The organism is Bradyrhizobium sp. 215_C5_N1_1 (genome assembly GCF_052075935.1).
Lineage (GTDB): Bacteria > Pseudomonadota > Alphaproteobacteria > Rhizobiales > Xanthobacteraceae > Bradyrhizobium > Bradyrhizobium barranii.
Map to the genome: position 1 here is coordinate 4,623,422 of NZ_CP197228.1, position 13,242 is coordinate 4,636,663.

Below are 13,242 nucleotides of genomic sequence, written 5' to 3' on the forward strand. Positions count from 1 at the left end.
ACTCTCAGTCACCGATGGACGCCTCGGACTGGGCGGTGATCTCGGGACCATAAACCAGAACTCGGGTTCCCGACAGAAGGAACACAGCCCGCCAACGGAGGCGGCCTCAATGCCTGCGCCGTTCGACCGCGAATGTGAATTTGAGGTGGAGCACCGGACCGATGTCGTCCCGGACTTCAATCGACATCTGTCGGCCACTGGTCCCTAGGGGGCCGACGGCATCTCGGGCCATATCGGCCAGCGAGCGCGCCGCCTCTTCCTGCACCTTCTCTATGGTTGAGAGCTCCAGACCTTCCTCATCCGGGAAAATCTCGTCACCCTCTCTGATGTCAAAGTAATACCGTCTCATCAGACCAGAACGACGCCGACCTCAAATTGTTCTTTTCGTAAAGCAGGCCATCCATCCCCAAATCAAACTAGGCCACTGAGGCCGGAAGCAGGCCATCACCCCTACCTCTGTTCGTTCCTCGTGAGGGACGCCAGTCTATCCAGTTGACCAGCCAACCCCACATAAGTTCGAGCAATGTTTTTCAGGACGTCGGAGCGATCCTTGGAAATGCCGCTCGCGCCAGAAAGTCTCTTGTAGAGGTCAGCATGTTCTCGGCACTCAGCAATGTTGATCACTGGCTCACCCTCCCTTTTGCCGGCGCGAGTGATAGAGCGCCTTTCCCCGCTGGCTTGCATATACCATGCTAGGGCCCGTCAAAGATCAGCTTCGGACATTGAAGTACGGCCAGCGCCTAAGGTCGGACACAAGCCAGTGCCCATTTTTGGAATGATGGTCCCAAAGGAACGACGAGCGCGGGGGAATTTTGAGTCATCGCTTGCTCGCCGGCAGAGCTGGCGGAGCGGCCCCGGCCTTAAACCCCTAAGCCCCTGCCAGCCGGGGCCGTCTCTCCGCCGTTGTTGTATCGGAGTAGCGTATGCGTTCCTCGCCCTCGATCGTGCCGGCCGACCGTCTCGACCGCGACATCTTTCTGGTGCTTGAAAACTTCGGCGCGCGTGCCGGTTGCGCCTGGCGCGAGACGGATGAGGCTGCCACCGATCTCGAACGATCCCGCAAAATCTCCTGTCTGGCCAAATAAGGGGGTCCCAGTGGCTGCAGCCCAGGAGAGCGCAGCCATTCGCTTAGGCGCGAGCCGGTCTCAGCTTGGCGTACTTCGAGCCTCACGCACCCGCAGCTCGTCAAAGCTCAGGCGCGACCGCCGGACAAATAAGACCGAGTGAAAGACGCCCTCAAGCGTCGCCCGATTGTAGCGAAACGCGCAGCCGTAGGCGCGAGCGAAAGCTTCGACCTCGGCAATTGCGATTGCGCCGGCACCGCCGAAGGCTCGCTCGATGTAGCGCTTTTTCAGTCTCAACGCTTGATCCAGCCTAAGGTCATCCAAGACAGCCGCTAGCCGGATCAAATACTCTGCCGGTAACTCCATGAGGGAAAGCTTGCGCTTGTAATAATGAACGGTGGTGACGGTGGCGAACTTCCGCTCTGGATCGAAAGGCAACGCAGGCTCGAAACAATCAAGTTAGCGGCCCGGCGCTGGCTCGGCTGTTGAAGGTCGACGCTTTGGCACGGCGTGGTATCGCAAAGAGATACCAAGCTGATGCGCTTTAACAGCCACCGACGAGACGCCTCGGTTCAATTCCGCGGCTATCTCTTCGCGGCGGTGATTCCCGGCCATCGCCTTGAGCGTCTCAAGGTCTTCCGAGGTCCATGGGCGAACAGAATTGGCCATATGGCGGCCTCCCAACAACAATTGGCTCACGTAGCGCAATAGCCCATGGGACCAAAAGTTTCATTCCGCCCTCTTGGATAGATCGGGAATACGGCACGTCGGCTCTGTTATGAGCGCCACCGCGCTAACCGCAGAAATCTTGAAGCACACCGCAGAACGACCCTATGCAGACCCGGAGGCGTCCGCGCGCAAGCTCCTCGGAACGCAACATTGCGGCCGGGGGCGCCAGCAACCTAACATTGTCCTTTGGTACAATGATCTAAGGGACATGGAATGAATATGGTCGCTCGTCGAACGACCTGGTGGCAAAGGATTATTCAAAGGATTTGATGCGGAAGAGGAATGACCGATGTTTGTGCGTATCACAGCGGATCAACGACCTCAGCCCAAAACGCTCGATGAATTCGGTTTAGCGGGCACATTCAACCGAATTATCGGCCTCAGCGAATTTAAATACCGAAAAGACACCGAAATCTTCGGTGAAAAAGAGCCCGCTGTGTATGTCTATCAAGTCAAGCATGGTGCGGTGCGAAGTTACAAGTTGCTCTCGGACGGTCGGCGTCAAATCGCCGCCTTTCACTTAGTGGGCGATATCTTCGGGATTGAGAATGGCGACACGCATCGATTTACCGCAGAGGCGGTCGTCGAAACCGTCGCGCGCCTGATTAAGCGAGAAAGCATTCAATTGGTGGCCGCAAGAGACGCGGTTGTCTCGCGCAACCTGCTCAGCATGACCACCCGCAACCTGGAGCACGCCGAAAACCATATGCTGCTTCTGGGCCGCAAGACCGCGGTAGAAAGGGTTGCCGCCTTCTTACTTGAAATGGATTGCCGCACCGGAGCAGACAATGTGTCGCTCCCGATGACTCGTCGCGACATTGCGGACTATCTCGGCCTGACGTTGGAGACGGTTTCTCGCGTGCTATCTAGCTTGCGTAAAGCGGGCGTCCTTACGTTCCTCGACGGCGATCAGCGAGAGATCATGTTAAACGACAGGAGCCGGCTTGCCGATTTCGATCCGCAAGAGCCGGCACAACCCTGATACCAAAAGCGACGAGCCGTACTGGCGACGATGATGAATACGCAGACCCACGTCATGATCGCGGATATTGCGAGAGCTAGCACGAAGGTCCGTTGACTTAGATCAAGGATTGCCGGCGATCTAGGTTCAAGGCCTCTGCCATGAACAAGCCTTCCGAAACCGAGCCCAAGCCAACCGAACCCGAGCCCAAGCCAACTCGCTTGGAGGAGGCGCGCCGGATCGTTGAGGATTATGCGAATGACCTTCGCGAGTTCATCCGAAAGCTCCGTGAGAAGATGAATTGAAGCGGATTGGCGCCAGGCTCAGATACGCGATCGAGCGCGGCTGGTGATCGCAGCATGAAAGCGAAACGCCGCCCGGGGAGGATCTGCTGACTCGCAAATAGAATAGGTGCTGGGCGGGGTAGCCCGCCAACTGAGGCGGCCTTGCTTCGCAAAGGCAACCGCAACGGTTGTCTTGCGCTTTTAAGTTTCTCCGTTCGGCAAAACAGTATCGATTATCTGCTTGAGCTTATCCAGCGTGCACGGTTTGACTAAGACGGGCGTTCCTTCAAATCCGTGCGGCACGCCGCTGCTGCCGTATCCGCTCAAGAAAAAGAACGGCAGCCCTCGTCTCCTTACTGCTTCGGCAACGGGCCCCACGTTCGCGCCCTGTAAATTGATGTCGAGGATCGCGAGGTCGTACTCCTCGATCTGTGCAAGAGATTGCCCATCAACTACACTTCCCGCTTCAGCGATGAGCCTGTGTCCGATTTCCTCGACCATTTGCACAAGCATCATTCGAATAAGCGCCTCATCTTCCACAAGGAGTATTGACGCCTGCGTCATGTCTCGCCTCAAGCCTTGCCTAAATTGGCCGTCGAGCGCTCGTTAAGGAGCTGAGAGACCGCCGTTGTAAGTTGCGCGAGGGCAAACGGTTTCTGGAGAATTATACTGTTGGGAACGCCTTGTGCCGGCCAGTCGTGGGCCGCTGCGCCCGATATGTAGACCACGGGCAAATTGGGATCGGTCTCGCGCGCCGCCCGCGCGACCTCCCAGCCGGTGAGCCTTCCTAACAGATCGATGTCAGTCACTAAAGCGCAGTATGGAACGAGCAGACTCTTCAGTAGCGTTACCGCCTCCTCGCCGGTCTTGGCGCTGGTGGACGCGAAGCCCCCCTCCCTCAATGCTTCCTCGACATGCCTTGGATCGCATCGTCGTCTTCAACCAGAAGAACTACCGGCAGTACGTCCGTCATAGTTTTCCTCTGGGCGCCGCGCAAACTGGAGGTTACAAAGTGCACACAAGCCAAAGGTTCCGGGGAAAGTTTGGCAGTCTTGAAACCTGGGGTCTAGCTCCGGTTCGAGAATTTTTTGGCCTTGACCTTTTCCCGGATGAAGCTGACCCGCAAATCTTCGCCGTTTACTCGTTCGAGCTGACAGCGCCGATAGGCAAGTCCAGTGGACGAAAGCAGAAGAAAGAACTCGTTTAGGGTCAGCCCCTCAATCGAGGTCTCAACTTGAAGGGTTGCTCCGACATCTGAGACCTCCTTAAGCGTGCACGCGCGACGCCACGTGCCGTCGATGGCCATCATTTGCGCGGGCAACGGATGCTCGAAGGTGACCCTTCGGTCTTCTTGCTGTTTTTCTGCGGGCATCGGCTAAACGGAAGTGGTCCCCCCGTATATCCCCGATCAACTAAAAGGTAGTAACCGCGGTCGGGAAAAGTCGGCAAATTGGGATCTGCTTGGGACACCGAAGTTGAAATACGAACAGCGTACGTGAAGTGGAAAGCAGGCCAGTGCCGGCTTACTTCACCATTGTCTGCTCGTTCCTCGCGAGAGACGCCAGTCTATCCAGTTGGCCCGCCAAACCGACATAGGTTCGGGCGATGTTTCGCAGCGCGGTGGCGCGGTCCTTCGAGATGCCGCTCGCGGAAGAAAGTCTCTTGTAGTGATCAGCATGTTCGCGGCACTCAGCAATATTGTGGTCGAGAGGGGCGGCTGGCATGATCGAGAGCGAGGAACGCATACGTTACTCCGATATAACAACGGTGGAGAGACGGTCCTGGCTCCAAGGGCTCAATCCAGCAATCAACACGTCCTGCTGGGACGCATCCATCGCTAATCCCGGCGGAAAATCTGGCCCCGCTCGGCTGCGAGCGCGAGCTCTGTCCATTCGCCCGCAAGCTTCAGCCAGCCTTCTCGATCGACCTAGTCGAGGCTGCGAGCCGCCTCCCCGCGACAGGCCGTCGCCTCCTTGAAAAATTGCTGAGCGGAGGCGGCCATCTTATCGTAGTGGGACAACTTCCCGGGTAGCTTGGTCTTCATCGATGCCTCGGAAACCATGCAACACAGACGGTTCGGAAAACCCGTGGAATTGCCACTTGTTCCCGCACCAATAAGTACGGCCAGCGCCTAAGGTCGGACACAAGCCAGTGCCCATTTATGATGGTCCCAAAATTGACGGCGTGATGTAACAACGCCCGTCCCGAACTGGTGATTCGATACCATCGATGACTGCTGCCCCTGATCCTTCCGAGACCGCTATGCAGTATCTGACATGGGCCATTGAGCACATCGAGAAAGCCGGTAACCAGGTGGCTGTGCGCCACGCTCGCAATGCTCTGGACGCGCGCCGGAGCAGCGGATCACCCCACATCAAAGACGAGCCCGAACCAACGAATTGAAACGCAAAACGCATTGCGTCATCGCACCAGCATCGGGCACGCCTCTGCACCCTACCGTGCAAATAATGCCGGCCGGAACCTCAACGCCTCAGGAAGAAACATCAGCTTGATCGCCAAGACGGTCGTAAACGCGCCAAGGGCGATGACAGCGATTTTAAATGAAGATTACGCCCTCACCCACATAGCGCCCTCGGCTACTCGCCCTCGCAGACCGAAAAACCCGGTGGCTCTGGAGGAGACCACCGGGCCGACCCGCCGTCCATTCCAATGGCTGTAGGCTGAACACATGGCGCTGACGCGTCTGTGCGAATCCCGACAGATCGCCTCGGTTTGTTCGGACCTGTGGCTCGCAGGCCACGCCGCGAAGCGGCGACCGGCTCGTCTAGGAACGTTGGGCTTGTTGCCCCATTGAACCAGCGAAAGGGAGGGGCATCATGGTCCGTGACCTTTTGATCCTCGCCGCCGTTTCGATGGTGTTGAGCGTATTTGTCTTGAGCGTATTTGGAAATTCGCCACCGCGACCCCGGCACCCGCGTGTTGGCGCAACACTCTCCTTGAATGCCGCTCCGCAGCCGGCGCCTGAGTTCAGTCCGTATATGAGGACAGAGCGCTGATAGGTCTGCCCTGTCCCCACTTCAACACCGGGAGGCCGATCCTAAATCGCCGTCGCGCGCTCTCGTGAGCCCAGCACGTTGCGCACAGGGTCAGCGGAGGATGGCTGTCGGGGTAGGTCCTGACCTCGCCTGCGGAGTAGCGGCACTTGTCACTGTCGCACTTGGGATTGTTGTTCGGATTGTTCACCTTGGCCTCGGTCAGTCGCGATCTGCCCAGTGTGAGCGAAGTTTGTGACGCGTGCATGCGCGGGTGACCGGCAACGGCTCACAGCGCGCTGTTGCCGGACAGTGCGCTGTGAGGCCGGTCACGACGAGCCACCACTTGTGGGGGCTCGGGAAAACCCGGCAACCGGCCGGTCGTTCCTAAGAGAGGGGCCACTCCCCGACGAGGCGCTCGGCCCGCTGCGTCAGCTTCGCGCAGGTGCGGCGCGCTCGAAAAGCTCTGCGCTCACGTCATGGCTTCGACGGCCACCGCCGCCGGCCTTGCCTAAGGCAACCCTGCGGCTCTAGGGGCGGGCGTCCCGTAGTAGCACGTCCGCCCCGACCCATTTGAAACCAGAACCCGGCGCAATCCGTTAGGGTCGCGCCTCCACGGCCGCCTTACCCCCCAGCTTCCGGCGCCGTTGAGGGGACGGGTGCGCTCAAGGGCGTGCCTGTCTTATCAATCTGGTTTCGCTCTACGCGCCCGGTCCCGAAGGCCCACTCAAATGAAACGGAGGCGACCATATGGAGAATCCCGATCTCACAGCGTGGGTCGATGGCTGGATGGAGAAAGTGAAGCAAGGCGCTGGAGTCCATCGCCAGCAAGGACTGTCGCCGGAGGGCGCCAAAGCGCGCGACTATGCCCCCGCTGACGTCAAGATCCTCACCATCGCCCACGTCCCGGAATCCCTGCAACAGGCGTGGCTGCAACATCTGCGCGACTTCGACGTCGCGCATCCCGGCTGCCATTTTGAGGTGATGGTGGATGCGCCCGAGATGCCGCTGTCCGACATCATCAATATGCTGGCGATCAATCCGGGGCTGACCTTCACCAACCTGCTCGAGCGCAAATGAGCTGGCCCGACCGGCGGTGTAAATCTATACGCGCATCATCGTTTCCTTGGGGGAATGAGACGATCTAACCCCAGCGCCCACTAAGCGTCTTTCGATTAGGCCAATGACAATGATTGTGGCCAGCGCCCTGTTGGGTGTAGCAGGTATCACTCAGTCCAGAACCGGCTGAGGCGGTTGTGTACTGCACGTATGTTGGCTATTCGCCGAGTTGCGTCGCACGCGCCGGTGTTGTCCTTAGGCCTCGTCCGGTTGCACGCGCTGCGGTTCGCCATAACGCCGGTGGCAATTTAAATGGGGGTGTCAATTGCTTTGGCGTGCGGCGCTAGAACTTGGCCCGCCAAGACACCTTCGCGGTGCGAGCTGTCCGACGCAGGCAAGCTGTTTGCCTAATGAGGCTGAGTGTGTAATGCAGGTCGGCATTGAGCCAGAGTGGTGGCTGCCTCGGAGCAATGGTGGTGTCGGTGATGTTTCTGGGATCACTCATCATCATCGCGCTGTAGTTCTTTTACTAGACACCATCGCGAAGGTTCGGCGGCCCTCAACATCGACAGCACGATGAAGCCGCCAACTGAGCCAAGGCTTACGTTCGCTTTTCAGCATTAATACGCAGGACATAAAGCGTGTTTCGGGACTCATCCACGACTTCCATCCGCCATTCGCGGTCGGGCGTTAACTTCCCATGGAGGCCTTGGAGTATCTGCCCAGCCGTTACCGTGGCTTCCTTCCAAGCGGCGTGCTCGTCAGGTAGCTCATAGCCTTCGCGGTCGAGTTCGCGGCGTTTGTGGATGACGTGGAAGAAATAGCGCGGCATGGTCTGTCCTGCCCACAACGAACTCGCGGCGAACTGGCATCTAGGACGTTGATTTGGATCAACCATCCCGCGAATAAGCGGGACGCCCAGGGTGCACAAGTGAACAGATGGAACAGGCGGTGGTGGGACATGCTCACTTCGGTGCACTGGGCTTATCTCGGCGCGCTCGCGGCCCCGGCGTCTCGGCATCCTGTCCCAGCCTCCCAGACGCTTGGGGCCGTCGCTAGTGATCATGTACGTGCCGCGAAACGGCGCTACAAAATGCGCGAGGTTGTCGGCGGTGGGGACACACGATGCGAGACTTGCTTAGTCCGCGTGAGAAGCGATTCTTGAGGCGCTTGGCTGCCGGAAAGACTGACAAGGAGATTGCGAGGAGGCTCGGCGGCAGCGCCAAGAAGTCGCACAGCAGAGAGCCCGGTTGCTTGCGCGACTGCAGATCAATTCGCCCGTCGAGATCGCCGACGCAGCAGAGCGATAGGCGGCCTGGCCGCGCCATCGAGGCATCCTGTAGAAATCTCGCAGGCGAAACCAAGCGCACGTCTCTTGTCGGAACAGTCGGCGCACACCACGGTACATTGACCTAAGGATCAAAGATCATCTGCGCCGCTGCCACTGGTCCAGGGTTAACGAATGGTTAAGCTGGATCTGGGAGGTTGCAATGGGGGTGACCTAAAACGAGGTCCACCATGTTGAGGCTGAAGAAAGCTGCCCCGGTATCCCGCGATCTGAACATCGGCCAGATCGACACCGCCGAGTTGCTGCTGCACCGCGTGTACGCCTTTGGAGCCGCCGAGGGACATGCCCCCTGCGAGTCAGTGGGGCAAGACGCTGCGGGCTGGGAACGGGCCGAAATGGCTCTGCTACAGGCGGAGATCGACACCCAACGCCAAATTATCAAGCTGCTCCGCAACGAACTGTCAGACGTGAAGAAGGACCGGGACGTTTGGCGCAGTCGGGCTCACAGGCTGTGTCGACCGGTTTCGACTGACCTCACAGCCACTCCGCGCCCCGGATCGTTTGCGGCATCTCTCCAGCAACGTCGAATACATTTCCGGCAGCATTGACTCAAACAGTTGCCGCAAGGACCGCACCTCGCCGCCACCGGCTGCCAAGATAGACCTGCACGATGTCGGCCAGATTGCGCAACTACACTCCTCCAAGCCACCTACTTGGTCCCAATAAGGCTCTTTGCGCGCCGCTTCGCCTGCTCCAGCGCACTTTCGCATAAATAGCGGTATTTTCTTCCGAGTGTGCCGACTCACCTTTCGACAGCGCATCGTACCCTGTGCCAGGTGTCCCTGTCCTCCTTTGGCAGAGCCTACGACGCTGCACTCTTGTCCTTATTCCTCGCGTGCTCGGCCATGATCAGCTTCCCGCGAAGGTCATCTATCTCCCGCTGCGCTTGCTTCTGTTCTTCCGTCAGCAATTCCACCACGCTTCCTCGTGCTCGAATTCGCGACGAAGTTTGTTTCTGTTGAGATTGTTAGCCATGGTTATCCTTTCTGCTGCAGGAGTGAGCCGCCGGACGTCGCCAACCACCTGATGGACGGGCAGTACAGCAGCCCGATCCGCATCGTCAGCTTCAACACCAGCGAGGGCTGGTCGCGCGATGCATCGGAGGACATTGCCGAGGAGCTGCAGCGGCGCTGCGCTGAGTGCGGTGAGGTCCCGCCGAGCCTCGAGGGCTTCCTCGAAATCCACGGGCGCGGCGTCGATATCCAGCTCATGCTCCTCTAGCATCGCGCTCGCCACCGACTCTTATGATGCGGGGAACAAGCTCGGACATTAATTGGAAAGAAAAAGCCCTTGGCTCAATCCACCACCAATTGAAGTTGTTTGGTCAAGGTGCCGAACGTCTCAAGCTCCTTCTTGATCTGAGCGGCCATTTCGACAGAGGAATTTCCGACCGGTTCGGCCCCGAGTTCTTGCATGCGTGCTCTCGCCTCCGGCGAGTTGACGATCTCGACCACCTGATGATTCAGTTTCTCGACGATGGAGGGGGCCGTATCTGCGGGCGCCAATAAGCCGAACCAAGTCCCGACATCAAATCCAGGTATAGGACCCTCGGCGAGCGTTGGCACGTCGGGAAGTGCCGACGAACGCCGCGCCGTCGTGACAGCGAGCGCCCGCGTCATGCCGTCCCTGACCTGTGGTAAACCGGACGTGACGGTATCGAACATTACCTGCACCTGACCCGCGATCAAGTCGGTCAGAGCCGGAGCGCTTCCGCGATAGGGTACGTGAACGATATCAGTTCCCGTCTTCAACTTGAACATTTCGCCGATGAGGTGATGCGCGGTGCCGGCACCGGCAGTTCCGTAATTCAAGCCTCCAGGCTTCTGTTTTGCCAAAGCAATAAACTCTTCCACGGTCTTGGCTGGCACCTGGGCGTTGACAACGACCATGTTAGGCACGAGGGCGATGACGGTAATCGGAGAGAAGTCGCGCCCGAAGTCATAAGGCACTCTGGAATAAGCACTCTGTGCGATGCTGTGATGAGTAGCGCCCATCAACAATGTGTAGCCATCGGGCGGTGACTTCGCAACCATGTCAGCGCCGATCGTTGCACCGGCTCCGGCACGGTTCTCGATGATAACCGGCTGCCCCCACTTAGCAGTCAGTGCCTGCCCGACGATTCGTGCAAGGACGTCTGTCGTCCCACCAGCAGCGAACGGAACGATGATCTTGATCGGTCGATTGGGATAGCCCGCGGCACTTTCCTGTGCAGTAGCGACAGTTGCGCCAACGACTACGGCGGCGGCCGCTGCAAGGATCGTCCTCAGTACGCGCATCGTTTCCTCTCATTTTTGTTTTTTCTAGCCGATACTTGAAGGCCGGCGTTTAGCCGGGCTTCAAGGTCGCCCGCGGCCAACCAGGTTTCAGGTCAACACACCTCGTCACCTCAAGAAAGCGACTCGGATCCTAATCCGACACGGCGGGCCAAAAATCTCAAAGCTTCGCGACAAGCTTGAGAAAATTGGAACAGATTCCCAAGGACACCTCCCAAATGACGGTTTCATCCTAATGCCTCACTGCCGGCCCCGATGTCCGCTTTCGAAATCCGGCGCCTTGAGGCCCCGCTCCTCCAGCCACCGCTTCGACTTGAGCCGCAGCTTCATCGGCAGCGACCGCACAGCGGTGATGACTTGTGCATCGTGTTCTCGGCCGCAGCTCGTCGTGAAAAACGACGCCCTTGCGGGTTGCCCATTGCTTGAAGCGCTCGACAGCAGGATAACGTTGCACACCTGATTGTAGCGCGCCACGTCATCGGTGCCTGACGCATCGATCATTTTCTTTCGACCGCGTCGTGCGTTTCGTCACAATCGGTTTTCCATCTGTTGGGCGACTTCATCGATCACGGCGAAGGCCTGCTCGCGTGTGGTTGCGATCTTGTCAATGTTCTCGGTGATATGCGATCTACACACCCCGATGATCGCGCAACGCTCACTCCCATCGTCGGCACCCCGGCCAACATGGTTGAGCACCTCGTTAACCGCGTCGAGAGCGGTGACTTTGAGGGCGGTGTAATCGGATATGAACCTCGGTTGGCTCAAGTGTGATCGCTCCCTTTGAGAAGTTCCTGCGCCCTGGCGAACGCAGCTTCCTTCGAAAGGTTGCCATCCATTGCGCGCCAGCTTGCGTTCTCTGCGCAATCTCGGCCACAACGCCGCCGAACAGTACCATGCCAGTTGTAAAATGATCTGGGCCAGAATTTCAATGATCACCGCTTGGTCCCCAATGGGGTGAGATCTCCAGCGCCCGGCACAGACCTACACCGTCAGCCATGTAGATCAACTGGTGCAAGCTCGATTGTATGGATCGCAACCCGACAAATGCTCATGTCGTTCGCCAACGGCGAACACGTCATCGCCATCGACGAATACCGCGGACGTCTCTGCCATGTCTCCACGAACATTTACGACCATACTGGCGCCTCTGGTGGTTCGCTCACGCTGAGTTCTTCGCATTTTGAGCCGGAGCGGACATTCGCTTTCCATCGGTCGTTCGCCCGCATTGCAATACGGAACTGAAGGGTGGCCCAGCCTGTTTGTTTGAGTAAGCCAAGCGGAGGTTGACGTGAGGATCATTCTGATAACGACGATTTGCTGGGCTTTTTCGTGCGGATTTGCGACAGCGCAAGCCGATCCGAAGAAAGACTTGAACGCGCCAACTGGACACTCGGCACCAGAAGAAAAAGGTCAATTGCAGCCACAAGGTTGGACCGGACCGCTGGATACGAAATCGGGTGGCGCGCCGCCGGAAAGCCCGCAAGGTCAAAGCCCACCAGGAATGCAGGCAGCGCCGGACGGATCAACCAAAGTGGTGACCGAACCACGTAAGTAAGTCTCACTTGGTTTGTCGTCGAGAAGTTCCGCCGAGGATGAGCTGACCCGTAACGTCTGTCTGTATCGGGCTGCTGGCCGCGCTTGCCGTCACGACCATATCGAGTTTGCGAGGCCGCTAATCTTTTTGTCCCGCCGGCTATTGAGCCGGCGGGCTCTCCATGCGCTGGCGCCACTTCTTGGCAGATAATTCCTTTCGCTTCGAGCTAGTGACGACCTGCCAACCTTCGTTGGGTGGCTGACGCTCTTGCTGTACTGGGGGAACGGGCTTTTGAAATCTGGCCGCCCACCGCTGCGCCAACCGTCTTTCAAATTCCAGAGGGACTATACTCACGTCCGACACTCCAGGTTCACGGTCCTGCCGGTTGGAGCGTAACGCTTGTCGTGTCTCAAAGGTCCGAATGCGCCGATCGGGAGGCGTAGAGATTTGGTTCAGCCCGCGGGCCCTGTACTGGCCTGTTTGAAAAATGCAGTGCCCTAAATCGTTTAGGGAACCGTTTGGTCATGGTAGTGGTTCGGCATTGGATGAACGGGAACGTGCCGACCAACGATGACAGACGCAGGCAAAGAAGCTCCACCGCAAGACCGAGGCCCATACCCTTCGTGCCCCCATTGCCATGGGGAGTTGGCTCTTGCTTTTTCGACATTCGATCCCCGCGTGAACCAAAACGTTGGGGTGTTCGAATGTCAGAGGTGCTACAGGTTGGGAAAACGAGATAGCGTGAGGCCGCCTCGGTAGGAGACGGCTATACATTCTCGGCGTTAGCTCTTCGGCAAGGGCTCCTTATGTTCGACTTCGATCTATTTTCCAAACGCGAATGGGCGACGATGATTGTCGCTTTCGTGGCTGTAACCGCTCTCGCCCTCTACTGTTTTTTCAAATTTCTCGACTACCTGGCGCCGCACCTCTAAGGCCGCCTCAGTTGGTGGCTCTTATTGATCCCTCTTCAGCTTGCGCCGAGCCTAGCCCGTGCCTA

16 protein-coding genes and 2 pseudogenes are annotated in these 13,242 nt (G+C 58.2%); 8 read left to right on the top strand and 10 right to left on the bottom strand.

What is annotated here, in order from left to right:
• Window positions 1-106: 106 nt before the first annotated feature.
• On the bottom strand, window positions 107-349 hold the full coding sequence (locus AB7G19_RS22260; protein WP_441268090.1) for a DUF6894 family protein: 243 nt from the start codon (window positions 347-349) through the stop codon (window positions 107-109).
• 574 nt (window positions 350-923) lie between these two features.
• Here AB7G19_RS22260 and AB7G19_RS22265 point away from each other — a divergent pair.
• Window positions 924-1,085: a hypothetical protein gene (locus AB7G19_RS22265; protein WP_441268091.1), complete on the top strand. Its 162-nt coding sequence runs from the start codon at window positions 924-926 to the stop codon at window positions 1,083-1,085.
• Window positions 1,086-1,145: 60 nt separating this feature from the next.
• Here AB7G19_RS22265 and AB7G19_RS22270 read toward each other — a convergent pair whose 3' ends face one another.
• Entirely contained in the window at window positions 1,146-1,502 is a 357-nt protein-coding gene (locus AB7G19_RS22270; RefSeq protein ID WP_441268092.1) for a hypothetical protein, read from the bottom strand.
• Window positions 1,503-2,082: 580 nt separating this feature from the next.
• Between AB7G19_RS22270 and AB7G19_RS22275 the strand changes: the two genes are divergently transcribed.
• Window positions 2,083-2,775 (top strand): helix-turn-helix domain-containing protein, encoded by a 693-nt coding sequence (locus AB7G19_RS22275; protein WP_441268093.1) that lies wholly within the window; start codon window positions 2,083-2,085, stop codon window positions 2,773-2,775.
• Between the two features lie 464 nt (window positions 2,776-3,239).
• Here the strand turns inward: AB7G19_RS22275 and AB7G19_RS22280 are convergent, their stop codons facing one another.
• The 4 genes and pseudogenes from AB7G19_RS22280 to AB7G19_RS22295 form a co-directional block, all read right to left on the bottom strand.
• The gene (locus AB7G19_RS22280) at window positions 3,240-3,602 is read right to left on the bottom strand and encodes a response regulator (RefSeq protein WP_441268094.1); all 363 of its coding nucleotides are present in this window, start codon (window positions 3,600-3,602) and stop codon (window positions 3,240-3,242) included.
• 8 nt (window positions 3,603-3,610) lie between these two features.
• A pseudogene (locus AB7G19_RS22285) lies at window positions 3,611-4,011 on the bottom strand (response regulator).
• Between the two features lie 93 nt (window positions 4,012-4,104).
• Window positions 4,105-4,410: a hypothetical protein gene (locus AB7G19_RS22290; protein ID WP_441268095.1), complete on the bottom strand. Its 306-nt coding sequence runs from the start codon at window positions 4,408-4,410 to the stop codon at window positions 4,105-4,107.
• 151 nt (window positions 4,411-4,561) lie between these two features.
• Window positions 4,562-4,783, bottom strand: coding sequence for a hypothetical protein (locus AB7G19_RS22295; RefSeq protein WP_441268096.1), 222 nt, complete (start codon window positions 4,781-4,783; stop codon window positions 4,562-4,564).
• Window positions 4,784-6,781: 1,998 nt separating this feature from the next.
• Between AB7G19_RS22295 and AB7G19_RS22300 the strand changes: the two genes are divergently transcribed.
• Window positions 6,782-7,111 (top strand): hypothetical protein, encoded by a 330-nt coding sequence (locus tag AB7G19_RS22300; RefSeq protein ID WP_162479078.1) that lies wholly within the window; start codon window positions 6,782-6,784, stop codon window positions 7,109-7,111.
• Between the two features lie 103 nt (window positions 7,112-7,214).
• Window positions 7,215-7,437 (top strand): annotated as a pseudogene (locus AB7G19_RS22305) (hypothetical protein).
• Between the two features lie 254 nt (window positions 7,438-7,691).
• Here AB7G19_RS22305 and AB7G19_RS22310 read toward each other — a convergent pair.
• On the bottom strand, window positions 7,692-7,922 hold the full coding sequence (locus AB7G19_RS22310; RefSeq protein ID WP_162479166.1) for a DUF6894 family protein: 231 nt from the start codon (window positions 7,920-7,922) through the stop codon (window positions 7,692-7,694).
• Between the two features lie 293 nt (window positions 7,923-8,215).
• Here AB7G19_RS22310 and AB7G19_RS22315 point away from each other — a divergent pair, with 293 nt between their 5' ends.
• The 3 genes from AB7G19_RS22315 to AB7G19_RS22325 all read left to right on the top strand — a co-directional run bounded on the left by AB7G19_RS22315 (window position 8,216) and on the right by AB7G19_RS22325 (window position 9,659).
• Window positions 8,216-8,506, top strand: coding sequence for a LuxR C-terminal-related transcriptional regulator (locus AB7G19_RS22315; RefSeq protein ID WP_354131014.1), 291 nt, complete (start codon window positions 8,216-8,218; stop codon window positions 8,504-8,506).
• Window positions 8,507-8,608: 102 nt separating this feature from the next.
• Window positions 8,609-8,986, top strand: coding sequence for a hypothetical protein (locus tag AB7G19_RS22320; RefSeq protein WP_162479076.1), 378 nt, complete (start codon window positions 8,609-8,611; stop codon window positions 8,984-8,986).
• 379 nt (window positions 8,987-9,365) lie between these two features.
• Window positions 9,366-9,659, top strand: a complete 294-nt coding sequence (locus AB7G19_RS22325; protein ID WP_162479075.1) for a hypothetical protein — start codon at window positions 9,366-9,368, stop codon at window positions 9,657-9,659.
• A gap of 74 nt (window positions 9,660-9,733) precedes the next feature.
• Here AB7G19_RS22325 and AB7G19_RS22330 read toward each other — a convergent pair whose 3' ends face one another.
• The 3 genes from AB7G19_RS22330 to AB7G19_RS22340 all read right to left on the bottom strand — a co-directional run bounded on the left by AB7G19_RS22330 (window position 9,734) and on the right by AB7G19_RS22340 (window position 11,647).
• Window positions 9,734-10,714: a tripartite tricarboxylate transporter substrate binding protein gene (locus tag AB7G19_RS22330; protein WP_441268097.1), complete on the bottom strand. Its 981-nt coding sequence runs from the start codon at window positions 10,712-10,714 to the stop codon at window positions 9,734-9,736.
• 237 nt (window positions 10,715-10,951) lie between these two features.
• A complete protein-coding gene (locus AB7G19_RS22335; protein ID WP_441268098.1) occupies window positions 10,952-11,212 on the bottom strand; it encodes a hypothetical protein in 261 nt (86 codons plus the stop codon).
• Between the two features lie 27 nt (window positions 11,213-11,239).
• Complete coding sequence (locus tag AB7G19_RS22340) at window positions 11,240-11,647, bottom strand: hypothetical protein (protein ID WP_441268099.1); 408 nt, start codon at window positions 11,645-11,647, stop codon at window positions 11,240-11,242.
• Between the two features lie 352 nt (window positions 11,648-11,999).
• Between AB7G19_RS22340 and AB7G19_RS22345 the strand changes: the two genes are divergently transcribed.
• Window positions 12,000-12,266, top strand: a complete 267-nt coding sequence (locus AB7G19_RS22345; protein WP_157788513.1) for a hypothetical protein — start codon at window positions 12,000-12,002, stop codon at window positions 12,264-12,266.
• The last annotated feature ends 976 nt before the right edge of the window (window positions 12,267-13,242 follow it).